General features: G+C 55.3%; 21 protein-coding genes. 8 read left to right on the top strand and 13 right to left on the bottom strand.

Going from position 1 to position 26,876, the window contains the following annotated elements:
- Nucleotides 1–5 precede the first annotated feature (5 nt).
- Nucleotides 6–665, top strand: a complete 660-nt coding sequence (gene rluA / locus APT89_RS19085) for a bifunctional tRNA pseudouridine(32) synthase/23S rRNA pseudouridine(746) synthase RluA (RefSeq protein ID WP_028015484.1) — start codon at nt 6–8, stop codon at nt 663–665.
- A 30-nt stretch (nt 666–695) separates the two neighbouring features.
- Here rluA and djlA read toward each other — a convergent pair whose 3' ends face one another.
- Nucleotides 696–1,511, bottom strand: coding sequence for a co-chaperone DjlA (gene djlA, locus APT89_RS19080; protein ID WP_028015483.1), 816 nt, complete (start codon nt 1,509–1,511; stop codon nt 696–698).
- 239 nt (nt 1,512–1,750) lie between these two features.
- On the opposite strand from djlA, the gene lptD reads away from it, so the two are divergent.
- The 6 genes from lptD to apaH are packed head-to-tail and all read left to right on the top strand — an operon-like array spanning nt 1,751 to nt 8,480.
- Complete coding sequence (gene lptD, locus APT89_RS19075; protein WP_041911258.1) at nt 1,751–4,102, top strand: LPS assembly protein LptD; 2,352 nt, start codon at nt 1,751–1,753, stop codon at nt 4,100–4,102.
- 53 nt (nt 4,103–4,155) lie between these two features.
- Nucleotides 4,156–5,442: a peptidylprolyl isomerase SurA gene (gene surA, locus APT89_RS19070; RefSeq protein WP_028015481.1), complete on the top strand. Its 1,287-nt coding sequence runs from the start codon at nt 4,156–4,158 to the stop codon at nt 5,440–5,442.
- A complete protein-coding gene (gene pdxA, locus APT89_RS19065; RefSeq protein ID WP_041911259.1) occupies nt 5,442–6,428 on the top strand; it encodes a 4-hydroxythreonine-4-phosphate dehydrogenase PdxA in 987 nt (328 codons plus the stop codon). The genes surA and pdxA overlap by 1 nt, the downstream gene beginning before the upstream one ends.
- On the top strand, nt 6,425–7,246 hold the full coding sequence (gene rsmA, locus APT89_RS19060) for a 16S rRNA (adenine(1518)-N(6)/adenine(1519)-N(6))-dimethyltransferase RsmA (RefSeq protein WP_028015479.1): 822 nt from the start codon (nt 6,425–6,427) through the stop codon (nt 7,244–7,246). Before pdxA ends, rsmA begins: the two co-directional genes overlap by 4 nt.
- Nucleotides 7,247–7,249: 3 nt before the next feature.
- Nucleotides 7,250–7,627 carry a Co2+/Mg2+ efflux protein ApaG gene (gene apaG / locus APT89_RS19055; RefSeq protein WP_014882505.1) on the top strand — a complete coding sequence of 126 codons (378 nt, stop codon included), beginning with the start codon at nt 7,250–7,252 and terminating at the stop codon, nt 7,625–7,627.
- A 4-nt stretch (nt 7,628–7,631) separates the two neighbouring features.
- A complete protein-coding gene (gene apaH / locus APT89_RS19050) occupies nt 7,632–8,480 on the top strand; it encodes a bis(5'-nucleosyl)-tetraphosphatase (symmetrical) ApaH (protein WP_045631140.1) in 849 nt (282 codons plus the stop codon).
- Between the two features lie 35 nt (nt 8,481–8,515).
- Here the strand turns inward: apaH and folA are convergent, their stop codons facing one another.
- From folA to kefF, 3 genes are all read right to left on the bottom strand, one after another.
- Nucleotides 8,516–8,995 (bottom strand): type 3 dihydrofolate reductase, encoded by a 480-nt coding sequence (folA, locus tag APT89_RS19045; RefSeq protein ID WP_006173915.1) that lies wholly within the window; start codon nt 8,993–8,995, stop codon nt 8,516–8,518.
- 114 nt (nt 8,996–9,109) lie between these two features.
- Nucleotides 9,110–10,975 carry a glutathione-regulated potassium-efflux system protein KefC gene (kefC, locus tag APT89_RS19040; protein ID WP_060573303.1) on the bottom strand — a complete coding sequence of 622 codons (1,866 nt, stop codon included), beginning with the start codon at nt 10,973–10,975 and terminating at the stop codon, nt 9,110–9,112.
- A complete protein-coding gene (gene kefF / locus APT89_RS19035; protein WP_041911261.1) occupies nt 10,968–11,498 on the bottom strand; it encodes a glutathione-regulated potassium-efflux system oxidoreductase KefF in 531 nt (176 codons plus the stop codon). Before kefF ends, kefC begins: the two co-directional genes overlap by 8 nt.
- A 373-nt stretch (nt 11,499–11,871) precedes the next feature.
- Here kefF and APT89_RS19030 point away from each other — a divergent pair, with 373 nt between their 5' ends.
- Nucleotides 11,872–14,793, top strand: coding sequence for an autotransporter family protein (locus APT89_RS19030; RefSeq protein ID WP_041911262.1), 2,922 nt, complete (start codon nt 11,872–11,874; stop codon nt 14,791–14,793).
- 47 nt (nt 14,794–14,840) lie between these two features.
- On the opposite strand, the gene APT89_RS19025 is transcribed toward APT89_RS19030, so the two are convergent.
- From APT89_RS19025 to ribF, 9 genes are all read right to left on the bottom strand, one after another.
- A complete protein-coding gene (locus APT89_RS19025) occupies nt 14,841–15,074 on the bottom strand; it encodes a YgdI/YgdR family lipoprotein (RefSeq protein WP_021240552.1) in 234 nt (77 codons plus the stop codon).
- A 180-nt stretch (nt 15,075–15,254) separates the two neighbouring features.
- The gene (gene carB / locus APT89_RS19020) at nt 15,255–18,479 is read right to left on the bottom strand and encodes a carbamoyl-phosphate synthase large subunit (RefSeq protein WP_041911263.1); all 3,225 of its coding nucleotides are present in this window, start codon (nt 18,477–18,479) and stop codon (nt 15,255–15,257) included.
- Nucleotides 18,480–18,497: 18 nt separating this feature from the next.
- Entirely contained in the window at nt 18,498–19,646 is a 1,149-nt protein-coding gene (gene carA, locus APT89_RS19015; RefSeq protein ID WP_047363427.1) for a glutamine-hydrolyzing carbamoyl-phosphate synthase small subunit, read from the bottom strand.
- A gap of 454 nt (nt 19,647–20,100) precedes the next feature.
- Nucleotides 20,101–20,922, bottom strand: a complete 822-nt coding sequence (gene dapB, locus APT89_RS19010; protein WP_060573301.1) for a 4-hydroxy-tetrahydrodipicolinate reductase — start codon at nt 20,920–20,922, stop codon at nt 20,101–20,103.
- 205 nt (nt 20,923–21,127) lie between these two features.
- A complete protein-coding gene (gene ispH / locus APT89_RS19005) occupies nt 21,128–22,078 on the bottom strand; it encodes a 4-hydroxy-3-methylbut-2-enyl diphosphate reductase (RefSeq protein ID WP_028015471.1) in 951 nt (316 codons plus the stop codon).
- Nucleotide 22,079: 1 nt separating this feature from the next.
- Nucleotides 22,080–22,529 (bottom strand): FKBP-type peptidyl-prolyl cis-trans isomerase, encoded by a 450-nt coding sequence (gene fkpB / locus APT89_RS19000; RefSeq protein ID WP_003856450.1) that lies wholly within the window; start codon nt 22,527–22,529, stop codon nt 22,080–22,082.
- A 57-nt stretch (nt 22,530–22,586) separates the two neighbouring features.
- Complete coding sequence (lspA, locus tag APT89_RS18995; protein WP_028015470.1) at nt 22,587–23,087, bottom strand: signal peptidase II; 501 nt, start codon at nt 23,085–23,087, stop codon at nt 22,587–22,589.
- Nucleotides 23,087–25,903: an isoleucine--tRNA ligase gene (gene ileS, locus APT89_RS18990; RefSeq protein ID WP_045631133.1), complete on the bottom strand. Its 2,817-nt coding sequence runs from the start codon at nt 25,901–25,903 to the stop codon at nt 23,087–23,089. Before ileS ends, lspA begins: the two co-directional genes overlap by 1 nt.
- A gap of 45 nt (nt 25,904–25,948) precedes the next feature.
- Complete coding sequence (ribF, locus tag APT89_RS18985; RefSeq protein WP_047363419.1) at nt 25,949–26,875, bottom strand: bifunctional riboflavin kinase/FAD synthetase; 927 nt, start codon at nt 26,873–26,875, stop codon at nt 25,949–25,951.
- Nucleotide 26,876: the final 1 nt, after the last annotated feature.

Here is a 26,876-nt window from a genome sequence, read left to right as displayed (position 1 = left end):
GCAAGATGGTGATGGAGCCGTATAATCCGCCGCAGGATCCCTGGCTGGTCATTCTGTATCAGGATGAACACATTATGGTGGTCAACAAGCCGAGCGGCCTGTTGTCCGTGCCGGGCCGTCTGGATGAGCACAAGGACAGCGTGATGACGCGCATTCAGCGCGATTATCCGCAGGCCGAGTCCGTCCATCGCCTGGACATGGCCACCAGCGGCGTGATTGTGGTGGCGCTGAATAAAGCGGCGGAGCGCGAGCTGAAGCGTCAGTTCCGCGAGCGCGAGCCGAAGAAGCAGTATGTTGCCCGCGTCTGGGGCCACCCGGCGCAGGCGGAAGGGCTGGTGGATTTACCGCTGATCTGCGACTGGCCGAATCGGCCAAAGCAGAAGGTGTGTTATGAAACCGGTAAGGCCGCGCAGACCGAGTATGAAGTGCTTGAGTACGCGCCGGATAATACCGCGCGCGTCCTGCTTAAGCCGATTACCGGACGTTCACACCAGCTGCGCGTGCATATGCTTGCGCTGGGTCACCCGATTCTGGGTGACCGCTTCTACGCCCCGCCAGAGGCCCTGGCGTTAGCGCCACGCCTGCAGCTCCATGCGCAGACGCTTACCATCACCCACCCTACTTTCGGTAACGCGATGACGTTTAAAGCCCCGGTGGACTTCTGAAAAAAAAGCCCGACATTGTCGGGCTTTTTCTTATTTGAAACCTTTCTTCTCTTTAATGAGCTCGTACGCCTTCTGGATTTCCTGCGCTTTTTGCTTCGCCATCTCCATCATTTCCGGCGGTAAACCTTTCGCCACCAGCTTGTCAGGATGATGCTCGCTCATCAGCTTACGGTAGGCACGTTTAATCGTGGTTTGATCGTCCGTGGGCTTCACGCCAAGCACGTTGCAGGCATCTTCCAGCGTCGGGCCACGCTGCGCCTGCTGCCATGCACCGCCGGAAGACTGCTGGTGATAGCCGCCGCCAAACTGGGCGCCGCCCTGCATCATGCGCAGGAACTGATCAAACTGCATACGGGAGATACCCAGTTCTTCCGCAATAACGTACAGGACATCGCGTTCATTGGGGTGAAGCGAGCCGTCGGCAAACGCCGCCTGGATTTGGATTTCCAGAAACATCCGAATTAAATCAAAACGTCCGAAGCAGATGCTGCGGAACTGGCGCATCTTTTCACGCAGCGGATAGTTATCCGATTTACCGATGCGAAACGCATTCTGCGCCGCCAGGCGGGACTCACCATGCAGGTTCATGCGATCCATAAAAACGCTGGCAATCTGAATATCCGCTTCGGTCACGCGGCCTTTGGATTTGGTTAAGTGCCCCATGACCTCAAAGGTGGTGGAGAAAAAGAGCGACTGGCGCTCGCGCTGATTGGCAAACCAGGCCATTTTGCGGCTGCGTGCCTTATCAAACATATGGCCAATGATAAGCCCAAGCACAATTCCCCAGAACCCGGCACCCATGATGATGGCGAACGCAACGCCGATTATTTTACCCCAATACTGCATATACTCCCCGGATAGTCATATTCCCTGCCGACGCAACGTCATCATCACAGTGTTCAAGCCACGGTCAATTGAAGGACATCGCCTATAATTTGCTTTATCATACTCGTCATTCGATAGCGAGCCTAACACTCTGGCGCGCAAACGGGCAGGATTAACGCTGGTACTGCGCTGATGAGTAAGATAGTCTCTGAGCGTTTGTAAGCCGTAGCCACTGATGACGGAACAATAAAATATAACGTATGAAAAAACGTATCCCCACCCTCCTGGCCACAATGATTGGCTCCGCCCTGTACAGTCAACAGGGGCTGGCGGCCGATCTCGCCTCGCAGTGTATGCTTGGCGTCCCAAGTTATAATCGCCCACTGGTGGAGGGCGATACAAATAGCTTGCCGGTAACCATTACTGCCGATAGCTCCAAAGGTACTTATCCTGACAATGCCACGTTTACGGGCAATGTGGATATTAACCAGGGCAATAGCCGCCTGCAGGCTGATGAAGTGCAGTTGCACCAGAAGCAGCCGGAAGGCGCGGTCGAGCCGGTACGAACGGTGGATGCGCTGGGTAATGTGCACTATGACGACAATCAGGTCATCCTGAAAGGTCCGAAAGCCTGGTCAAACCTGAATACCAAAGATACTAACGTCTGGGAAGGTGATTACCAGATGGTGGGTCGCCAGGGACGCGGTAAAGCGGACCTGATGAAACAGCGCGGTGAAAACCGCTATACGATTCTGGAGAATGGCTCCTTTACATCATGTCTGCCGGGTTCAAATACCTGGAGCGTGGTCGGGAGCGAAGTTATCCATGACCGTGAAGAGCAGGTCGCAGAGATCTGGAACGCACGCTTTAAGCTGGGTCCGGTGCCGGTATTCTACAGCCCTTATCTCCAGCTTCCCGTGGGTGACAAGCGTCGCTCGGGCTTCCTGATCCCGAATGCCAAATACAGCACCACGAACTACTTTGAGTTCTACCTGCCGTATTACTGGAACATCGCGCCCAACATGGACGCCACGATCACGCCGCACTATATCCACAAGCGTGGCAACATCATGTGGGAAAACGAGTTCCGCTATCTGACTCAGGCCGGTGCTGGCCTGATGGAGCTGGATTATCTGCCGTCGGATAAGGTCTTCCAGGATGAGCACCCTACAGAAGGCGATAAACACCGCTGGCTATTCTACTGGCAGCATGCCGGAGTGATGGATCAGGTGTGGCGCTTTAACGTTGACTATACCAAAGTTAGCGACTCATCTTATTTTAACGACTTCTCGTCTAAATACGGTTCGAGCACGGATGGCTATGCCACGCAGAAGTTCAGCGTAGGCTATGCGGTGCAGAACTTTGATGCAACCGTCTCAACCAAACAGTTCCAGGTATTCTCTGACCAGTCCACGCCTACCTATGGTGCAGAGCCGCAGCTGGACGTTAACTGGTATCAGAATAATGTAGGTCCATTCGACACCCGGGTTTACGCTCAGGCGGTACATTTCGTGAACACGGATTCGGACATGCCGGAAGCTACGCGTGTTCACCTGGAGCCGACGATCAATCTGCCGTGGTCTAACAACTGGGCAAGCCTGAATACCGAAGCCAAGCTGATGGCGACGCACTATCAGCAAAAAAATGTTGATAATTACAACACCACGAACAATGCGCATCTGGAAGAGTCGGTTAACCGAACGCTCCCGCAGTTCAAAATGGACGGGAAGCTGATCTTCGAGCGTGATATGGGCCTGCTGGCGGATGGTTATACCCAGACGCTTGAGCCGCGTATGCAGTATTTGTACGTGCCATATCGCGATCAGAGCAAGATTCAGAACTACGACTCGTCTTTACTGCAGTCTGACTATAGCGGCCTGTTCCGTGACCGTACTTACGGCGGTCTGGACCGTATCGCCTCCGCTAACCAGTTAACGACCGGCGTCACAACACGCGTTTATGATGATGCCGCCGTTGAACGTTTTAACGTTTCTGTTGGTCAAATCTACTATTTCACCGAGTCACGTACCGGTGATGACAACATTAACTGGGAGAAGGACAACAAAACGGGCTCGCTGGTTTGGGCGGGAGACACGTACTGGCGCATGACTGACCGTTGGGGCCTGCGTGGTGGTGTGCAATATGACACTCGCCTCGATAATATCGCCACAAGCAGTGCCGCTATTGAGTACCGTCGCGATGAAGACCGCATGGTACAGTTGACGTATCGTTATGCCAGCCCGGAATATATTCAGGCAACATTGCCTTCTTATGCAGGCGCAGAACAGTATAAAGACGGCATCTCGCAGGTTGGTGGTGCAGCAAGCTGGCCTATCGCCGACCGCTGGTCAATCGTAGGCGCTTACTACTTTGACACCAACGCGAATAAGCCAGCGGACCAGATGGTTGGTCTGCAATATAACTCCTGCTGTTACGCGCTGCGCGTCGGTTACGAGCGTAAGCTTAACGGCTGGAACACTGTAAACAATCAGAGCAAATACGATAACGTGATTGGCTTTAATGTCGAACTGCGCGGCCTGAGCTCCAACTACGGCCTGGGCACGCATCAGATGCTGCGTTCGAACATTCTGCCGTACAGTAGTTCTTTGTAATGTGCTTGATTTACAACGTAATCCGCTTTGCGGTTAATTGAAATGGAAAAAGTATGAAGAACTGGAAAACGCTGCTGCTTGGTGTCGCTATGGTTGCGAATACCAGCTTCGCGGCCCCCCAGGTTGTTGATAAGGTCGCCGCTGTTGTTAACAACGGCGTCGTGCTCGAAAGTGACGTTGATGGTCTGATGAAATCCGTGAAGCTCAATTCGGGCGAAGCGGGTCAGCAACTTCCGGATGACGCCACGCTGCGCCACCAGATCCTGGAGCGTCTGATCATGGATCAGATTATCCTGCAGATGGGTCAGAAAATGGGCGTGAAGGTGACCGACGAGCAGCTCGATCAGGCTATCGCTAACATTGCAAAGCAGAACAACATGTCGCCGGACCAGATGCGCAGCCGTCTGGCCTATGACGGCATCAGCTACGCTACCTACCGTAACCAGATCCGTAAAGAGATGCTGATCTCGGAAGTGCGTAATAATGAAGTCCGTCGCCGCGTTACCATCCTGCCTCAGGAAGTGGATGCGCTGGCAAAACAGGTGGGCAACCAGAACGATGCGAGCACAGAGCTGAACCTGAGCCACATTCTGATCCCACTGCCAGAGAACCCAACGTCAGATCAGGCTGCTGAAGCAGAAAGTCAGGCACGTTCAATTGTCGATCAGGCGCGTAACGGCGGCGACTTTGGCAAGCTGGCTATCACCTACTCTGCTGACCAACAGGCCCTGAAAGGCGGCCAGATGGGCTGGGGACGTATCCAGGAGCTGCCATCTATCTTTGCTCAGGCGCTGAGCACGGCGAAGAAAGGCGATATCGTCGGTCCAATCCGTTCAGGGGTGGGCTTCCACATTCTGAAAGTGAACGATCTGCGCGGTCAGAGCCAGAATATCTCCGTGACTGAAGTTCACGCTCGCCACATTCTGCTGAAGCCGTCACCGATCATGACTGACGATCAGGCGCGTGCGAAGCTGGAGCAAATTGCCGCAGATATTAAGAGCGGTAAAACGTCGTTTGCCAATGCAGCGAAAGAGTTCTCTCAGGATCCTGGCTCTGCGAACCAGGGCGGCGATCTGGGCTGGGCGGCTGCGGACATTTACGATCCTGCCTTCCGCGATGCGCTGATGAAGCTGAATAAAGGCCAGATCAGTGCCCCGGTTCACTCTTCATTTGGCTGGCATCTGATCGAGCTGATGGACACCCGCAACGTGGACAAAACGGATGCGGCGCAGAAAGACAGAGCCTACCGTATGCTGTTTAACCGTAAGTTCTCCGAAGAAGCGGCAACCTGGATGCAGGAACAGCGCGCCAGTGCTTACGTGAAAGTCCTGAGCAACTAATGAAACAGCATCGTGTTGTTATCACTCCCGGCGAACCCGCCGGGATTGGGCCTGACCTCGTTGTCCAGCTCGCCCAGCGCAGCTGGCCAGTAGAATTGGTTGTCTGCGCGGATGCAACACTGTTACAAGACCGGGCGAATCTGCTCGGTCTGCCCTTAACGCTCATCCCCTACGTTGAAGGCCAACAGCCCGCACCACAGCAGGCCGGTACGCTCACTCTTCTTTCTGTTCCCCTTCGTACTCCCGTTGTTCCAGGCCAGCTCAGCACGGAAAATGGCCACTACGTCGTGGAAACCCTTGCCCGCGCCTGCGACGGTTGCCTGAAGGGCGAATTTGCCGCTCTGATTACCGGCCCCGTGCATAAGGGCGTCATCAACGAAGCGGGCATCCCTTTTACCGGGCATACGGAGTTCTTCGAAGAGCGCTCGCACAGCCCGAAAGTGGTGATGATGCTGGCGACGGAAGCGATGCGCGTTGCTCTCGTGACCACCCATCTACCGATCAAGGCCATTCCTGATGCCATCACCCCGGAACTGCTGCGGGAGATCATCGGGATCCTGCATCACGATCTGCAGACAAAATTCGGGATCCCGCAGCCGCATGTGCTGGTCTGCGGCCTCAATCCGCACGCCGGCGAAGGCGGGCACATGGGCACCGAAGAGATCGACACCATTATTCCGGTGCTTGAAGAAATGCGCGCCAAAGGGATGAATCTCAGCGGGCCGCTGCCTGCGGACACCCTTTTCCAGCCAAAATACCTGGATAATGCCGACGCCGTCCTCGCGATGTACCACGATCAGGGTCTGCCCGTGCTAAAATATCAGGGTTTTGGCCGCGGGGTGAATATCACCCTCGGTTTACCCTTTATTCGAACGTCCGTTGACCACGGCACTGCGCTGGATCTGGCAGGCCAGGGGAAAGCGGATGTCGGCAGTTTTATTACGGCGCTTAATCTCGCCATCAAAATGATTGTTAATACTCAATGACTAATCGAGTCCATCAGGGCCACTTAGCCCGTAAACGCTTCGGGCAAAACTTTCTCAACGATCAATTCGTGATCGACAGCATCGTCTCTGCTATTAATCCGCAGAAGGGTCAGGCTATGGTCGAAATCGGCCCGGGCCTTGCCGCACTGACCGAGCCGGTAGGCGAACGCCTCGACGAGCTGACCGTTATCGAACTGGACCGCGACCTGGCCGCACGCCTGCAAACGCACCCGTTCCTCGGACCAAAGCTGACCATCTATCAGCAGGATGCCATGACCATGAACTTTGGCGAACTGTCGGAAAAAATGGGCCAGCCGCTGCGCGTGTTCGGCAACCTGCCGTATAACATCTCCACGCCGCTAATGTTCCACCTCTTTAGCTATACTGATGCCATTGCCGACATGCACTTCATGTTGCAAAAAGAGGTTGTTAACCGTCTGGTTGCAGGGCCGAACAGTAAAGCGTATGGTCGTTTAAGCGTGATGGCACAATATTACTGCAACGTGATCCCGGTACTCGAAGTACCGCCATCAGCGTTCACGCCGCCACCGAAAGTAGATTCTGCGGTTGTGCGCCTTGTGCCGCACAAAACGAAACCGTATCCGGTTAAAGATCTGCGTGTACTGAGCCGCATCACCACGGAAGCCTTTAACCAGCGCCGTAAAACGATCCGTAACAGTCTGAGCAATTCGTTTACCGTTGAGGTGTTAGCAGAGCTGGGGATCGACCCGGCAATGCGTGCGGAAAACATTTCCGTAGAGCAGTACTGCAAGCTGGCTAATTACATCAGCGAAAATGCGCCGCCGAAGGAGAGTTAAGCCATGATTGATTCGCCCCGCGTATGTGTCCATGTACAAAGCGTCTATGTTGAATCGCAATCCTCGCCGGATGAAGAGCGTTTTGTCTTTGCTTACACCGTGACCATTCGCAATCTGGGGCGGATGCCCGTGCAGCTGCGCGGGCGCTACTGGCTTATCACCAACGGCAATGGCCGCGAAATTGAAGTTCAGGGTGAAGGTGTGGTCGGTGAACAGCCCCACATCGCCCCTGGCGAAGAGTATCAGTACACCAGCGGCGCGGTAATTGAAACACCGCTGGGTACCATGCAAGGCCATTATGAAATGGTCGACGTCGATGGCAATGTGTTCCGCGTTGCTATTCCTGTGTTCCGTCTCGCCGTAACCACACTCATTCATTAATCTAATGTCTACATATCTGATTGGCGACGTTCACGGTTGCTACGATGAACTGATCGCATTGTTAAAACAGGTCGACTTTACGCCAGGACAGGACACGCTCTGGCTGACGGGCGATTTAGTCGCGCGTGGCCCTGGCTCGCTTGAGGTTTTACGTTTCGTCAAATCTCTGGGCGACAGCGTGCGTATGGTGCTGGGCAATCACGATCTTCACCTGTTGGCCGTATTTGCCGGGATCAGCCGTAACAAACCTAAAGATCGCCTCTCTCCCCTGCTGGATGCGCCAGACGCGGACGACCTGATTAACTGGCTGCGCCGCCAGCCTTTACTGCAGGTCGATGAGGAGAAAAAGCTGGTCATGGCTCATGCCGGGATCACCCCGCAATGGGATCTTGAGACGGCTAAAACCTGCGCGCGTGACGTTGAGGCGGTGCTGGCGAGCGACTCGTACCCCTTCTTCCTTGATGCCATGTACGGCGATATGCCGAATCACTGGAGCGAGGATCTCAGCGGTCTGGCCCGCCTGCGTTTTATTACTAACGCTTTTACGCGCATGCGTTTCTGCTTCCCGAACGGGCAGCTGGACATGTATTCCAAAGAGACGCCGGAAAGCGCGCCTGCCCCGCTCAAACCGTGGTTTGCCATTCCTGGACCCGTGACAAGCGAGTACAACGTCGTCTTTGGCCACTGGGCTGCGCTGGAAGGAAAAGGCACGCCGGACGGGATCTACGGTCTGGATACCGGATGCTGCTGGGGCGGAGAGTTGACCTGCTTACGCTGGGAAGATAAAACTTACTTTGTTCAGCCGTCCAACCGACAGCTGGACTTAGGGGAAAGTGAGGCCGTTGCCTCCTGAATCATTCCCTCTCCCGGGCGGGAGAGGGACATCACTTAACGACGTTCCAGAATCTCGAAGCAGTAGCTGTGGGAGTTCTGTGCATCCGCGTCGTGGAACTCGCTGAATACCGATTCCCACTCGTCCGGATCGTAATCCGGGAAATGGGTGTCCCCTTCCACTTCCGCATCAATGTGGGTCAGATACAGCTTCTGCGCTTTTGGCAGGAACTGCTCATACACGCGGCCGCCGCCGATCACCATGATCTCTTCGGCGTCACCGCAGGCGGCAATCGCTTCATCAACGGACTTAACCCATTCGACGCGATCGTCAGTGCCCGGCTGGCTACTGATAACGATATTCTTACGGCCCGGCAATGGACGACCAATCGACTCCCAGGTCAGACGGCCCATCACTACCGGCTTGTTTAACGTAGTACGTTTAAACCATGCGAGATCGGCAGGCAGGTTCCACGGCATGGCATTTTCCATACCGATAACGCGGTCCACCGCCAGCGCTGCAATCAGACTGATCATTGAAAATTTCCCGGATGCAAAAAATTGCCGCCACTATACGGAAAGCTTAATCTTTCGTCGACTGGCGGCAGAGTAAAGATACAGAAATTTTTTATTATTGCTGGCAACTCCACTTCACGCGGAAGGTTTACTCTCGGGCTCGTCAGCCGGATCGCCGGTATGCTTGCCCTCTTCCGTGCCCTGCCAGCCATGACGTTGGATCAGCGACAGGTGATTGCGATCCTCGTTAATGATTTCTGTCAGCATTGCGCTGGTGCGTTTAAACACCGCCGCACGCTCCGTGGCCGTACTGCCCGCCATCGCCGCCATCTCTTCCACCATCTCAGTATTAAAGCGACGGAACAGGTCCGCACGCTCGCGCGCTTCGTACGCGCCGAGCCCCAGATTTTCCAGCGCCATACGGCCAGACTTCAGCGCGCCTTCGAACGTTTCACGCTCCGGAGCTTCTACCCCCGCCTGCCGCAGCCGGATATAGTGATCCACATCGCGGGCGCGGGAGATAATGGTCAGATTCGGGAAATGTTCTTTCGCCATTTCCACCATCTGCATGCTGGTCTCCGGATCGTCAATGGCGTTAATCAACACCTCCGCTTTTGCCGCCCCGGCAGATTCCAGCAGATCGACGCGGGTCGCATCGCCGTAAAACACCTTCATATCAAATTTTCGCAGGGTGTCGACATGGTCGGGGTCGTGATCGAGGATAACCATTTTCACCCCGCTGGACAGCAGCAGACGGCCAACGATCTGCCCGTAGCGGCCAAATCCGGCAATGATGACGCGCGGCTGCTCTTCGTCAATTTCATCGGCTTCGCGCTCCTGCTCGCTACCCGATTTTTCCAGACGCGTCAGCACCACCAGCAGAACAGGCGTTGCCGCCATCGACAGCGCGACCGCCAGCGTCAGCGCTTTCGCCCACTCGGGATCGAGCACGTTTGCCATCTGCGCGGCACCAAAGACCACGAATGCAAATTCGCTCCCCTGACCCAGCAGTACGGCAAACCAGCGGCGCTGCTTGTTCGGCACCTTCAATGGACGCGCAATCAGCCACAGCATCACCATTTTAATCACCAGGAAACCGACGAGCAGGATGACGATCCGCAGCGGGTGCGTGACCAGCGTGCCGAAGTCGACGGACATCCCCACGCCGATGAAAAACAGCCCCAGCAGCAGCCCTTTGAACGGCTCGATATCGCTTTCCAGGGCGTGACGATATTCAGAGCTCGCCAGCAGAACGCCTGCGAGGAACGCCCCCATCGCCATCGACAGCCCGGCTTCCTCCAGCAGCAAACCAAAGCCAAACACCAGGAACAGCGCCACGGCGCTGAACACTTCGCGCAGGCCTGAACGGGCAACAAACCGCAGTAACGGGCGGGTCACGTTGCGGCCAAGCAGGACCACCAGCGCCAGCGCCCCCACGACTTTTAATGCCGACAGCGCAAACGCCCCCAGCGTCGTGGACGAGCCGCTTGCCGCCAGCAGCGGGATCATCGCCACCAGCGGAATAGCGGCAATATCCTGGAACAGCAGCACCGAAAACGCGCTGCGTCCCATCTGCGAGACCGTCAGATTTCGCTCGTTCATCGCCTGCATGGCGATGGCCGTCGAGGAGAGCGCCAGCGTCATGCCGATAAGCTCCGCCACTTTCCAGTCCATGCCCAACAGGATGCAGAACCCACCGAGCAGCAGGCCGCAGGCCACCATCTGCAGCGCGCCTCCGCCAAATACCGAGGCGCGAAGTTTCCATAACCTCTGCGGATCCAGCTCCAGACCAATCACAAAGAGCATCAGCACGACGCCAATTTCAGCGAAATGGAGGATCGCCTCCGCATCCGTTACCAGTCGAAAGCCCCAGGGCCCAATGACGCAGCCCGCAATCAGGTAGCCAAGAACCGACCCCAGCCCCAGACGTACCGCCACCGGCACAATCAGCGCCGCCGCGCCGAGATAAATCAGCGCCTGTATCAGCGTATGGCTATCCATGATGCGTCTCCTGCCACTCAAGCAAGCGTTGTTTATAATGGCGAGCCTGCGCCTGCAGCGTTTCATCGTCGCAAACAAAGGTGCAGTGCATCGCAAAAGGCGGGAGCCAGTTCAGGCCACAGTAAAGGGCTGTTGCCTGGAGCGGCTGCGCCAGCACATCAAATCCGGGGAAATCGCCGATCTCAAAGTGGCTTTGCCCTCCGCCGGTGGTAACAGCCCACATCAGGCTTTTTCCCTGAAGCGCCTTGCCGTTGTGTCCGTATGCCCAACCGTGGGAGAGAACTTTATCGATCCACAATTTCAGCAGCGGAGGCGTGCTGTACCACTGCATCGGATGCTGCCAGACGATCAGATCGGCACGAGAAAGCGCCTCCTGTTCGGCGGCAATATCGATGTTGAAATCGGGATAGAGTTGATAGAGGGAACGTATCTCGACGTTTTCGAGCGTCCTTGCCTGCTCAAGCATCCGCTTATTCGCATGCGAGTGCTGCGGATAAGGGTGCGCATAAATTATCAGAACCATGAATATGCCTGTCTTTTACTTTTCTTGTAGCAATGAGTGTAGACAGTTCCTCTCCCGACTTAAAGGGGCTGTCTTACGCTTCAAAGTAAAATGCAAGCATTGACAACCGCCCCCGCTTTAGCTGCAACAGTGGCGCAAAACAAGAAGAACCATGCGCGCGATAAATTCACCCCACAAAATAGTTATGCCTACTCATATTATTAGTAGATATTTTTAGAGAGACTTAAATCATTATTTAACAAATCAACCTGTACATAACCCATTGAAAAAATAATAATTTTATGCTTTTTGTTTTGAGCTTACGTCTTTAAGACGGCCAATATACATTTTCGCACGTTATCTGATGTTCCTTCTCTCTCAAATGGATGTGTACATGAGCAACAAATTCTTCAAATTAAATAATACAACCAAAACGCTGGGAAAGATATTTCCTGCCTTGTTGATATGCACTCCTGCGGTTGCGTTTTCTGCAACGATTGACCAATCAACTTCTGTTCCTCAAGATTTCTCATCCGATGCTGAATATGTTATTAATAAAGACGTGACGATATCTTCCGCAGATAGTGAAGCGGCAGTGTCAGTCACTGGGTTTACTGTCAACAATGTCACAAACGAAGGGAATATTTCCGGTAGGGAAACTGGCCTGAATATAAATACTGGTGCGCAAAGTGTTGTTATTAATAACGACATCGGTGCAAACATTTCTTCCACCACCGCGAATGCTGTAAATATTCAGTCATTACTCGGTGAATTCAAGAATAATGGAAATATCATAGGTGCGGAAAATGGCATTTTTATCAGTGAAAACTCCTCCGCAGTAAATATTACTAACTCCAGCACTGGAATGATAAAAGGAAAAACAGGTCTGAACTCTCAGACCGGCATTGGTATTAATAACAGTGGTACAATTATCGGTACAAGCGATGACGCTATCACACTAGGTACTGGCAATACAAAGATATTTAACAGTGGTACCGTGCAGGGAACCCAGATTGGCATTAATGTAAAAGATACTGCAAAAGTAGATATCACAAATAGCGGAACGATTAGTGGTGATACAGCCGCTGTTATGTTTGCCAGCAATAAAAATAACACGCTGGTGCTTGATACGGGTTCCACTCTTATCGGTGACGTTATTTCCACCAATTCCACGGGAAACACTCTCACCCTGATCGGCACCGGTACGGAAGACAGTAACTTTGTCGGTCTGAACGAAGGCGACGGTTTTGCCAGTATAAAAATGATGGGCGAAAATTGGGCGCTGTCGGGCGATCTCGACATTATTGGCTCTGGCGATTCTTTGCTGATAGACACGGGCGCGTTAACCCTGTCAGGCGCGGTTTCGAATACCGGTAATACACGGGTGGCCAAAAATGCCTCGCTGCAACTGGGCGATGGCGAAAAAACCGCGACCCTCAGCGGTGGGCTCACCAACAACGGTACCGTTATTTTTAATCAGGGAAGCGATTTCACTTTCGCCACCAACATGACCGGTAGCGGTAACGTCGAAAAAGTGGATTCCAATACGCTGACCCTGACGGGCAAAAATAGCTATACCGGGGATACGGTACTGCACTGCGGTACTACGCTGGTATCTTCCGGGGCAACGCTCGGCGTTAAGGGCAGTAACGCCACCGTTACCGTTGAAAACGGCGCGACCTTTGCCACCGCAGGCGAAGTGAACAACAACATCGCGATTCTTAGCGGCGGTACGCTGGCGGCATGGAATGCAGTTCAGGGTAACGCCACGCTCAGCGCTTCCGGCGTCGATACCATCAACGGCAACGTGACTAACGGCGGCACACTGTTACTCAGTGCGGCTGATAATAGCGTTGGCAACAATTTTACGATTGATGGCGACTACACCGGCTCTTACGGTAGCCAGATTGTGATGAACAGCACCCTGGGTGAAGATAACTCACCCACTGACCACCTCACCATTACGGGTAGCAGCTTCGGTCAGTCCGGCGTCAGCATTACCAACATTGGCGGCGCAGGCGCGCAAACCATTAACGGGATGGAAATTGTCAGTGTCGGCGGCAGCTCCGAAGCCCAGTTGACCCTTGCCAAACCGGTGGTTGCCGGTGCGTGGGAATATAATCTCTATCAGCACAGCAACGGCAACTGGTACCTGGAGTCAAAGGCCACGCCTTCCGATGAACCGTCTGATAATACCGATGATGGCGATAACACCGACAACGGTGATAACACCGACAACGGCGGCAACACCGACAACGGCGGCAACACCGACAACGGCGGTAACACTGACAACGGCGGTAACACCGACAACGGTGATAACACCGACAACGGCGGTAACACCGACAACGGCGGTAACACCGACAACGGCAGCAACAGCGGTCCTGAAGTCATGGCTCCGGAGGTTGGCGCTTACTTAGGCAACTACCTTGCCGCGCAGAGCATGTTCCTGCACAAGCGTGACGATCGCGATCAGATCACCTTCCGTAATGAAGAAGACCTCAACACCTGGATGTACGTCAAAGGTCGCTACCATGAAAACAATGCAGGCGGCGACAAAGTCAGCTATGACACCACCACCACCGTGCTTCAGGTAGGCAGCGACTTTATGAGCAAGCCTATGGACAACGGTATTCTGCGTGCGGGCGGCATGTTCGGGGCCGGTCAGGCGAAAACTCACTCTGATGCAAAACACAACGTGCGTGATGCGCAAGGCAAAGTGGACGGCTTTAACGTCGGCCTGTATGCAACCTGGCAGGAAGATCAGAAGCTGCGCCTGGGCAGCTACGTTGATACCTGGGCCGCCTACAGCTGGTACAACAATAAAGTGACCAGCAACCGTAATGATGAAGACTACGACAGTGAGGGCTTCGCGGCATCCGTCGAAGTGGGCCATGCATGGGTGATTGATTCAGAAAATGAGCGCACCTGGAAAATCGAACCGCAGGCGCAGGTTATCTACAGCTATCTGGATCAGGAAAACCATACCGATCGCGACGGCGTGCGGGTGACAACGCTGGACAACGACGGTCTGTTTGGTCGTCTGGGCGTCAAATCAAGCTACTTCCAGCAGAAAGATGTTAAAGCCTGGCAGCCGTACGTTGCCGTGAACTGGCTGAAAGGTGCGGGTCAAAACGATCTGGCATTTAACGGCGAGACCGTCAGCAACGATACGCCGGAAGATCGCGGTCAGTTAGAGCTAGGCGTCACCGGTAACCTGAACGACACCACCACGCTCTCCCTGCGCGCCAGCGCCGAGTGGGGTGAAAACAGCTATGCTGCTTATGGTGGTCATATCCTGCTGAACCACCGCTGGTAATCGTTCCTGAAAGACTAAAAGCCGTGGCAAACGCCACGGCTTTTTTATTAGTTATCCAGTTCGCCCATTGATTTAACCTGATCGCGGTTGATCTGCTCGGTCTGACCCGTTTCCGCATTTTTATACGACACCAGACCGGTATCATCATCGACCTGTGGTTTCCCGTCGGTGACAATGGTTTTGCCATCGGTGGTTTTCACTGCCTGGTTAGAGGAACAGCCCGCGACGGTAAACGTTGCAGTGGCGGCAAGAAGGGTGGCGATCAGTAATTTATTTTGCATGGTGTTTTCCCCTGCTCTCAGTTGAATTTCGTTATCGACCTAATAATTTTAGGCTAACTCACTGAATGCGGATGAAAAACCAGAAGGTTCTGAAGATGGATAAAGAAAAAAGGAGGGCGGGTAAGCGAAGCGCCACCCGCCATTTGCCCGGCGGCGCTACCGCCGCCGGGCCTACGCAGATTACTTGCTAATCTGCGCGTGCATTTCCTGAACCGAAATCACCTTCTCGGTGGCATCCGCGTTCAGCGCCATGGCTGTTGCGAAACCGCCGTTCAGGGTGGTGTCGTAGTGCACTTTGTATTGCAGCGCGCTGCGGCGAATCAGCTTGGAGTCTTCAATCGCCTGGCGTCCTGCGGTGGTGTTGATGATGTAGGTATATTCGCCATTCTTGATACGATCCTGAATGTGCGGACGACCTTCATGAACCTTGTTCACCAGACGCGGGTTGATGCCCGCTTCACCCAGCACAATCGCCGTACCGTGGGTTGCGTCCAGCTCGAAGCCCTGTTTCAGCAGCTTGGCGGCCAGGTCAACCACGCGCTCTTTATCGCCTTCGCGAACGGAGAGCAGCGCACGGCCCGATTTTCTCATGGTAGAGCTGCTGCCCAGCTGCGCCTTGGCAAACGCTTCTGCGAAGGTGCGGCCCACGCCCATTACTTCCCCGGTCGAGCGCATCTCTGGCCCTAACAGCGGGTCAACGCCCGGGAATTTGTTGAACGGCAGCACCACCTCTTTCACCGAGTAATACGGCGGGATGATCTCTTTGGTTACGCCCTGCTGAGCCAGCGTCTGGCCAGCCATCACGCGCGCCGCCACTTTCGCCAGCGGAATACCGGTCGCTTTAGAGACGAACGGTACGGTACGCGCCGCACGCGGGTTGACTTCAATCAGATAAACTTCGTTGTCTTTCACCGCGAACTGGACGTTCATCAGGCCGCGAACCTGCAGCTCAAAGGCCAGCTTCTGCACCTGCTGGCGCATCACGTCCTGAATTTCCTGGCTCAGCGTGTAGGCCGGCAGAGAACAGGCGGAGTCGCCGGAGTGCACGCCAGCCTGCTCGATGTGCTCCATGATGCCGCCAATCAGCACCATTTCGCCATCGCAGATGGCATCCACGTCCACCTCAACCGCGTCGTCGAGGAAGCGGTCAAGCAGCACTGGCGCATCGTTGGAAACGCTCACCGCCGTCTGGAAGTAGCGACGCAGGTCGGCTTCGTCGTAGACGATTTCCATCGCGCGGCCGCCCAGGACGTAGGAAGGGCGCACCACCAGCGGGTAACCAATCTCTTTCGCCTTCTCAACGGCCATTTCAATGGCGGTCACCGTGGCGTTCGCCGGCTGCTTCAGCTTCAGACGGTCAACCGCCTGCTGGAAACGCTCACGATCTTCCGCGCGGTCAATCGCGTCCGGGCTGGTACCGATAACCGGTACGCCTGCCGCTTCCAGCGCGCGCGCCAGCTTCAGCGGGGTCTGACCGCCGTACTGCACGATAACGCCTTTTGGCTTCTCGATGCGCACGATTTCCAGCACGTCTTCCAGGGTAACCGGCTCGAAGTAGAGGCGATCGGAGGTGTCGTAGTCGGTAGAAACGGTTTCCGGGTTACAGTTGACCATGATGGTCTCGTACCCGTCTTCGCGCAGCGCCAGCGAGGCGTGTACGCAGCAGTAGTCGAACTCGATGCCCTGGCCGATACGGTTTGGACCGCCGCCCAGCACCATAATCTTGTCGCGGTCGACGGACGGGTTCGCTTCGCACTCGTCTTCATAGGTGGAGTACATGTACGCGGTATCGGTCGAGAACTCTGCTGCACAGGTGTCCACGCGCTTGTAAACCGGGTGCAGGTCATACTGGTCGCGCAGCTTGCGGATTTCCGCTTCGCGCACGCCCGCCAGTTTAGCCAGACGCGCATCGGCGAAGCCTTTACGCTTCAGCATGCGCAGGAAGTCTGCATCCAGGCCGTTGATACCCAACTCCGCCACTTTCTCTTCCAGACGCACCAGCTCTTCAATCTGCACCAGGAACCAGCGGTCGATGTTGGTCAGGTTAAATACGCCGTCGACGGACAGGCCCGCGCGGAAGGCATCGGCGATGTACCAGATACGCTCTGCGCCCGCGTCTTTCAGCTCGCGGCGGATTTTGGTCAGCGCTTCCGGGTCGTCCAGGCTCACTTTCGGGTCAAAGCCGGTGGCGCCCACTTCCAGACCGCGCAGCGCTTTTTGCAGGGATTCCTGCTGCGTGCGGCCAATCGCCATCACTTCACCCACAGATTTCATCTGGGTCGTCAGACGGTCGTTTGCGCCCGCGAATTTCTCGAAGTTAAAGCGAGGAATTTTAGTCACAACGTAGTCGATGGACGGCTCGAAGGACGCAGGCGTGCGGCCACCGGTGATGTCGTTCATCAGCTCGTCGAGGGTGTAACCCACTGCCAGCTTCGCCGCCACTTTCGCAATCGGGAAGCCGGTGGCTTTGGAGGCCAGCGCGGAGGAGCGGGACACGCGCGGGTTCATTTCGATAACAATCAGACGGCCGGTTTTCGGGTTAACGGAGAACTGCACGTTAGAGCCGCCGGTTTCCACGCCGATTTCACGCAGTACCGCCATCGAGGCGTTACGCATGATTTGATACTCTTTGTCGGTCAGCGTCTGGGCTGGCGCAACGGTGATGGAGTCGCCGGTGTGGATACCCATCGCATCGAAGTTTTCGATGGAGCAGACGATGATGCAGTTGTCGTTTTTATCACGCACCACTTCCATCTCGTACTCTTTCCAGCCAATCAGCGATTCATCAATCAGCAGCTCTTTGGTTGGGGAGAGATCCAGACCGCGCTCGCAAATCTCTTCGAACTCTTCGCGGTTGTAGGCGATACCGCCACCGGTGCCGCCCATGGTGAACGATGGACGGATGATGCACGGATAGCCCACTTCAGCCGCAACGGCCAGCGCCTCTTCCATGTTATGCGCAATACCGGAGCGCGCGGTGTCGAGGCCGATTTTCTTCATCGCCACGTCAAAGCGGCGACGGTCTTCTGCTTTATCAATCGCATCGGCGGTCGCACCAATCATGGTGACGCCAAATTCAGCCAGCACGCCCTGACGCTCCAGCTCCAGCGCGCAGTTCAGCGCCGTCTGGCCGCCCATGGTTGGCAGCACCGCGTCCGGGCGCTCTTTTTCGATGATTTTACGCACCACTTCCCAGTGAATCGGCTCGATGTAGGTGGCATCCGCCATTTCCGGGTCGGTCATGATGGTCGCCGGGTTAGAGTTAACCAGGATAACGCGGTAACCCTCTTCGCGCAGCGCTTTACACGCCTGCGCGCCGGAGTAGTCGAATTCGCAGGCCTGGCCGATGACGATCGGGCCAGCGCCAAGGATCAGGATGCTTTTTATGTCTGTACGTTTTGGCATGGTCTTCTCGGCTCCTGATTATTTAGCGGTCTTACGGTATTGCTCGATAAGTTCGATGAAGTGATCGAACAGCGGCGCGGCGTCGTGCGGGCCCGGGCTGGCTTCCGGGTGGCCCTGGAAGCTGAACGCTGGCTTATCAGTACGGTGGATACCCTGCAGGGTGCCATCGAACAGTGATTTGTGCGTCACGCGCAGGTTAGCCGGCATAGAGGCTTCATCGACGGCGAAACCGTGGTTCTGCGCGGTAATCATCACCGTATTGTTATCAATGTCTTTCACCGGGTGGTTACCACCGTGGTGGCCGAACTTCATCTTGACGGTGTTCGCACCGCTCGCCAGCGCCAGCAGCTGATGGCCGAGGCAGATGCCGAATACCGGGATGTCGGTTTCCAGGAAGGACTTGATGGCGTCGATAGCGTAATCGCACGGTGCCGGGTCGCCTGGGCCGTTAGAGAGGAAGATGCCGTCCGGGTTCATCTTAAGCACCTCTTCAGCGGAGGTTTTCGCCGGTACCACCGTCAGGCGGCAGCCGCGGTCAACCAGCATGCGCAGGATGTTGCGCTTGGCACCAAAATCATAGGCCACCACGTGGAACGGCAGTTCGCTCTCTTTTTTCGCTTCCGGCAGGTCGCCTTCCAGCGTCCAGCTCCCCTGCGTCCAGCTGTAGGCTTCGGCGGTAGTCACTTCTTTCGCCAGGTCCATGCCGTTCAGGCCCGGGAAGGCTTTCGCTTTTTCCAGCGCCAGGGCCGCATCGAGGTTATCACCCGCGATGATGCAGCCGTTCTGTGCACCCTTCTCGCGCAGCAGACGCGTCAGCTTACGGGTATCGATATCGGCAATCGCCACGATGTTATGGCGCTTCAGATAAGAAGAGAGGTCTTCAGTGTTGCGGAAGTTGCTGGCAATCAGCGGCAGGTCGCGAATGACCAGGCCTTGCGCATGTACCTGAGAGGATTCTTCGTCAGCCGCATTGGTGCCGACATTGCCGATATGAGGATAAGTAAGAGTAACGATTTGGCGAGAATAGGAAGGATCAGTGAGGATTTCTTGATAACCGGTCATTGAAGTATTGAAAACGACTTCCCCAACCGCCGAACCCGTTGCCCCTATGGCCCGACCGATAAACTGGGTTCCGTCTTCCAGAACCAATAGCGCTGACTTAATCAAAACACCCTCCAGAGAATATTCACTCACTTTATTTGCATATTAATTCATGACTATGTCATAGATCAATGCAAATGTGTTGCCAGCGGATTTTTGGCAAACGGCGGCATTCTGGAGATTTGGTGGGTAAAAGTCAACTTAAAACGGATATTTTGTTTATTCTTTTGCAGGACTGGCAGCTTGAATGGGATTTAACGGGCAAAAAGATCAGGTAAATCATCCTGGAAAACGCTTGCGCGGTAGGTTTTATGGAAATTAAGAGACGAGAGCGACAAAAAGTGGACCAAATGGTCAAAATTTACATTCAATTCACATAATAATGGCATAAAACTCAGATTTATGACGATTAACAATCAAAATCCATCTAAAACAAATAAAATAAGAGGGCAATAAATTATTGCCCTATGCAATCAATATATTACGACTGCAATAACCACATCACGATGGGTAATAAAGCTTACAAATTAGTGAGATCCAGCACATCTCGCATATCAAAAAGACCCTTTTCTTTCGATTTCAGCCACAACGCGGAGCGTACTGCGCCATTGGCGAACGTCATGCGGCTTGACGCTTTGTGTGTAATCTCAACACGTTCGCCAATATCGGCGAACATCGCCGTGTGTTCGCCGACGATATCGCCCGCCCGGACGGTTGCGAAACCAATGGTGCCCGGCACGCGTTCTCCGGTATGCCCTTCACGGGAATAGACTGCGATGTCTTTTAAATCTTTATCCATTGCATAAGCAATCGCTTCGCCCATCGCCAGCGCCGTGCCTGATGGAGCATCAACTTTATGGCGGTGGTGCGCTTCAATAATCTCAATGTCGGTGTAGTCGCCCATCACCTTCGCCGCTTTTTCCAGCAGCTTCAGCATGACGTTAACGCCTACGCTAAAGTTTGCGGCAAAGACAATCGCAATGTCGGTGGCTGCATCCTGAATGGCCTGTTTACCCGCATCATCGAAGCCGGTGGTGCCAATCACCATCCCTTTACCGTGCTGGCGGCAAAACGCCAGGTGAGTCAGGGTGCCTTCGGGACGGGTAAAGTCGATGAACACGTCAAAGTCATCTTTCACCGCATCAAGGCAGCTCTGAACGGTAACGCCTGTCTTGCCCGCGCCGGCCAGTTCACCCGCATCGGATCCCAGCAGGGATGAACCTTCACGCTCCAGCGCCGCGCCGAGTGCCACGCCATCCATTTGTATTGCCGCCTGAATCAGCTGGCGACCCATACGTCCACCCGCGCCCGCAATGGCGACACGGATCTGTGCATCATGCATAGTTATTCTCTTACGTTAAAATGATGTAAACCGTTTTCAGATTAACCAGCCTTCGTAAAGGCTGCCAACTGAAAACACCAATAATTAGAATTTAACGTGAAACCGACTCAGATATCAGTAAAAGACATGATTTTGTCGTCACGATAAAGTCCGGAGCAAAAAAAAGGCCAGCACAGGAGGTGCTGGCCTTTCATCAGAAAAGAAATTATTCCACTTCGCGGGCGTCGATACGCAGCTCTTTCGGCACTTCGAAGACGATATTCTCTTCGCGTCCTTCCAGCGGAACCGCTTCGCCCCCGCCCAGCTCCTGCAGACGAGCAATCACGTTCTGCACCAGGATATCCGGCGCGGAAGCGCCTGCGGTAACGCCAACGCAGGCCGCATTTTTCACCCACGCTTCCTGGATGTCCGTCGCGTCGTCGATTAAAAACGCCGCTTTCCCCATACGCTGCGCCAGTTCGGCCAGACGGTTGGAGTTAGAGGAGTTTTTAGAGCCGACAACCAGCACCACGTCCGCCTGTTCAGCCAGCGCGCGCACCGCTTCCTGACGGTTAGTGGTGGCGTAGCAGATATCATCCTTACGCGGCCCGACGATTTTCGGGAAGCGCTGGCGCAGGGCGTCAATCACGTCTGAGGTGTCGTCTACGGAGAGCGTGGTCTGGGTCATAAACGACAGACGCGCTTCGTTTTTCACGTTCAGCGTCAGTACATCTTCCGGCGACTCCACCAGGTACATTCCCCCTTCCGGGTTGCTGTACTGGCCCATGGTGCCTTCAACTTCCGGGTGACCGGCGTGGCCAATCAGAATCGACTCTTCACCGCGACGGCTGGCGCGCGCCACTTCCATATGCACTTTTGTCACTAATGGACAGGTGGCATCGAATACGGTCAGATCGCGGCTTTTCGCTTCGTTACGGACCGCCTGAGAGACGCCGTGCGCAGAGAAGATCAGGATCGCACCGTCCGGCACTTCGCTGATCTGCTCGATGAAAATAGCACCGCGCTCGCGCAGGCTGTCGACCACGTAGCGGTTATGCACCACTTCGTGACGCACGTAAATCGGCGCGCCGTAAATCTCCAGCGCGTTTTCAACAATGCTGATAGCGCGGTCTACACCGGCGCAGAAGCCACGCGGGTTAGCCAACAGGATCTGCATTTCAGGCCTCCAGTGCCGGATCAATCTCCAGCACTTCAACATCAAAATGAACGGTACGCCCGGCAAGCGGATGGTTGAAGTCAACGGTGATAGAGTCGCCGTTAATCTCGCGGATCACGCCAGGCATTTCGCTGCCGTCCATAGCGGTAAAGAGCATAATCGCCCCGATTTCCGGTTCGCCCGCGTCCATAAACTCGCGGCGCGAGAAATACTGAATCAGGTCCGGGCTTGGCACGCCAAACGCGGCATCCGGCTCCAGCGAGAACGCTTTTTTCTCACCCTCTTTCAGGCCCAGGAGCTGCTGCTCAAGACCTTCAGACAGGGAGGTATCGCCGAGACGAAACAGGGCAGGTTTGCCGTTATTGCGGGTGGATTCAGCCGTGGAGCCGTCATCCAGCTTCAGCGTGAAGTGAACGAGAACCGCGCTGTTGCTCTGTACGGATTTAGACATACACATTGCTCTTTAATGTTGTGCCGGGTGGCGCAGCGCATCACCCGGCATTGACAATTACGCCTGCTCTTTCGCTGCGGGTTTAGGCAAGAAGCCTTCCAGCACGATTAACGCCGCACCGATGCAGATGGCGGTGTCGGCCAGGTTAAAGGTCGCGAAGTGCCAGTCGCCGACGTAGAAGTCGATCATATCGACCACAAAGCCGTGCCACAGGCGGTCAAACAGGTTGCCCAGCGCGCCGCCAATGATCAGCGCGTAGGCGATGTTATTCAGCTTTTGCGTGGCCTTCGAGCGGTACATCAGCACAGCCAGTACCACGCAGATACCGAGAGCGATACCCGCGAAGAACCAGCGCTGCCAGCCACCGCTGTCGGCAAGGAAGCTAAACGCCGCGCCGTAGTTGCGCGCATAGTGCAGGTTAAGCGACGGGAACAGCGAAACCGTCTCCCCCAGAGCGAAATTCTGGAGGATCAGGAACTTGCTGCCCAGATCGATAATCAGCACCACCACAACCAGCCACAGCCAGCGCAGTCCTGTTGAACAGAGAGTTTTACTCATCAGGCAAACTTACGTTTTTCGCCGTCACCGGCGACGTTGCTTACACAGCGTCCGCAGATGTCTGCGTGTTCCGCCACCTGGCCGATATCGGTAGTGTAATGCCAGCAGCGCGGGCACTTCTCACCTTCGGCTTTGCTCAGTGCGACTTTCAGGCCTTTGAGCAACTCGCTCTGCTGAGCATCAGCAGAAGCCTCGGCATAATCCGCAACTTTTGCACCGGAGGTCAACAGGACAAATCGTAATTCATCGCCCAGCGCGGTCAGCTTCGCCGCCAGCTCCGGTTCGGCGTACAGGGTCACTGCCGCTTCCAGAGAGCCACCGACTTTTTTATCCGCACGCGCCTGCTCGATCACTTTGTTCACTTCGCCACGCACTTTCAGCAGCTCGTCCCAGAAGGCATCGTTCATTGCTTCGGTGCTGGAGAGATCGAACAGACCTTCATACCACTCGCCGGTGAAGACATACTTCTCACGGTCGCCCGGCAGATAACCCCAGATTTCATCCGCGGTGAAGGACATGATCGGCGCCATCCAGCGCACCAGCGCTTCTGCAATGTGGAACAGCGCGGACTGGCAGCTACGGCGAGCCACGCTGTCCGCCTTCGCGGTGTACTGGCGATCTTTGATGATGTCGAGGTAGAACGAGCCCATCTCGATGGAGCAGAAGCGCATCAGGCGCTGCACCACTTCGTGGAAGTCGTAAGACTCATAGGCTTTCAGGATATCTTCCTGCGCCGCTTTCGCGCAGCCTACCGCCCAGCGGTCCAGCACGACCATCTCTTCCGGTTTCACCATGTCTTTCACTGGATCGAACCCGTTCAGGTTCGCCAGCAGGAAGCGCGCGGTGTTACGGATACGACGATAGCTGTCGGCAGCACGCTTCAGGATCTCGTCAGACACCGCCATTTCGCCAGTGTAGTCGGTTGAGGCTACCCACAGACGCAGGATGTCCGCGCCCAGCTTGTTCATCACGTCCTGCGGCGAAACGGTGTTGCCGATAGATTTAGACATCTTACGGCCCTGACCATCCACGGTGAAGCCGTGGGTCAGTACCTGACGGTAAGGCGCTTTACCTTTCATCGCGGTGGAGATCATCAGGGATGACATGAACCAGCCGCGGTGTTGGTCGGAACCTTCCAAATACATGTCGGCAGCGTGACCGGCAAACTCCGGACGCACGTCAACTACGGAGGCGTGAGTCGACCCGGAGTCGAACCACACGTCCAGGGTGTCTGGCACTTTCTCATAGTTGTCCGCGTCCGCGCCCAGGATGTCACGGGCGTCGAGATCCCACCACGCCTGAATGCCGTCAACTTCGACGCGCTTCGCCACTTCTTCCATCAGTTCCAGGGTGTTCGGGTGCAGCTCATGCGTCTCTTTATGCACGAACAGCGACATCGGCACGCCCCAGGTACGCTGACGAGATATACACCAGTCAGGACGGTTAGCCACCATGGATTCGATACGCGCCTGGCCCCAGTCCGGGATCCACTGCACGCCTTTGATCTCTTTCAGAGACTGCTCGCGCAGGCCTTTCTGATCCATGCTGACGAACCACTGCGGGGTCGCACGGAAGATGATCGGCGTCTTGTGGCGCCAGCAGCACGGATAGCTGTGCTGCATTTTCTCAACGTGCAGCAGCGCGCCGCTGGTGCGCAGCATGTCAACGATGATGTCGTTGGCTTTGAAGACGTTGATACCGTCCAGCGCCGGGTAGGTGCCAGGCAGGTAAGAACCGTCCGGGCCTACCGGGTTGGCAATTTCCAGGCCGTATTTCAGGCTGATGTTGTAGTCGTCAGGACCGTGGCCACCGGCGGTATGTACCGCACCGGTACCCGCGTCCAGCGTGACGTGGTCGCCCAGGATCGCCGGAACGTCGAAGTCCAGGAACGGGTGTTTGAAGCGCATCAGCTCCAGCGCGTCGCCTTTTACGGTGCCCAGCACGGTGTAGTCGGTGATATTCGCGCGTTTCAGCACGCTTTCAACCAGATCTTTCGCCAGGATAACCGCGCGGCCATCAATCTGCACCAGCGCATATTCGAACTCGCCGGAAAGAGAGATTGCACGGTTGGCTGGCAGCGTCCACGGGGTAGTGGTCCAGATCACCAGAGAGATCGGGCCGCTAACGCCAGGCAGACCGAATTTACCTTTAATGGCATCCTGATCGACCGCTTCGAAGGCCACGTCGATAGAAGGTGAAGTTTTGTCGTAATATTCCACTTCCGCTTCTGCCAGCGCAGAACGGCAGTCCACGCACCAGTGCACAGGCTTTGCGCCTTTATGCAGGTGGCCGTTACCGATGATTTTGCCCAGCGCACGGATGATGTTGGCTTCGGTTTTGAAGTCCATGGTCAGGTACGGGTGCGACCAGTCGCCCAGCACGCCCAGACGGATAAAGTCAGCGCGCTGGCCTTCAACCTGGGTGGCCGCGTATTCGCGGCACTTCGCGCGGAACTCTGCAGCGGTGAACTTCTCACCTGGCTTGCCAAACTCTTGCTCCACTTTCAGCTCGATCGGCAGACCGTGGCAGTCCCAGCCCGGCACGTAAGGCGAGTCAAATCCCGCGAGTCCTTTGGACTTCACGATAATATCTTTCAGAATCTTGTTTACGGAGTGACCAATATGAATGCTGCCATTCGCATATGGAGGGCCATCATGCAGAATGAAGGTTTTTTTGCCTTTTTTGGCTGCACGAATGATGCCGTACAGGTCATCATCGGTCCAACGCGCCAGCATTCCCGGTTCACGCTTGGCGAGATCGCCGCGCATCGGGAACCCTGTTTCCGGCAAATTCAGGGTTGATTTATAGTCACTCATCAGATTCTCGGTTCCGTATTTATCACGTAGGCAGTTAAGCCGGTTCTAAAGCCCAAAAAACTCGCGGGCCGTTAATTCATCTCGCGCGATTTGCGCCTTAAGTTCATCCAGCGAAGCAAATCGCTGCTCGTTGCGTATTTTTTTACGCAGTATTACATCTATATGGCGACCATAAAGGTCCATTACAACGTCCAGCAGGTGCACTTCTAGCTGTTGACGCACACCGGCAACGGTAGGACGCGTGCCAATGTTGGCAACGCCGTAAAACGACTTATCGCCCAGTCCTGCCACTTCCACCGCATAGACCCCTTTAACCGGGGAAACCTGACGACGCAGCGGTATATTCGCCGTCGGGAATCCAATCGTGCGGCCCAGCGCATCGCCATGAACCACGCGGCCAGAGATGGTGAACGGATGGCCCAGCAAATTTTCTGCCGTCTCCAGTTCATCATTAGCCAGCGCCTGCCGCACCGCCGTGCTGCTGACGCGCACGCCGCCTTCACAGAAGGTCATCGCGCTGGTGACGTCAAAACCGTACTCCAGACCAGCCTTCTGTAATAGCAAGAAATCGCCCTGACGACCAGCGCCAAAGCGGAAATCATCCCCCACGGCGAGAAACTGAACGCCAAGACGCTTAACCAGCAGGTCGCTGACAAAATTTTGTGCTGTCAGTGCGGCAAAGCGGCGATCGAAACGCACACACAATACGTAGTCCACGCCGGACTCCGCCAGGTAGCGCAACTTTTCGCGCAGGCGAGTGAGGCGAGCGGGAGATTTATCGCCCGCGAACAGCTCCAGCGGCTGTGGCTCGAAAATCATCACCACAACGGGCAGGCCACGGGCCTCCCCTTCTTTACGCAATCCCTGCAACAGCGCCTGATGACCACGATGCACGCCGTCGAAATTACCAATGGTCAGCACGCACCCGTTTGGCGCTCTGCTGAGATTATGTATGCCGCGTATCAGCTTCATG

The organism is Enterobacter sp. 50588862 (assembly GCF_001462935.1).
Lineage (GTDB): Bacteria > Pseudomonadota > Gammaproteobacteria > Enterobacterales > Enterobacteriaceae > Enterobacter > Enterobacter bugandensis.
The sequence above is the reverse complement of the archived record's forward strand: the minus strand, read 5'-3'. Positions and strand labels throughout refer to the sequence as shown.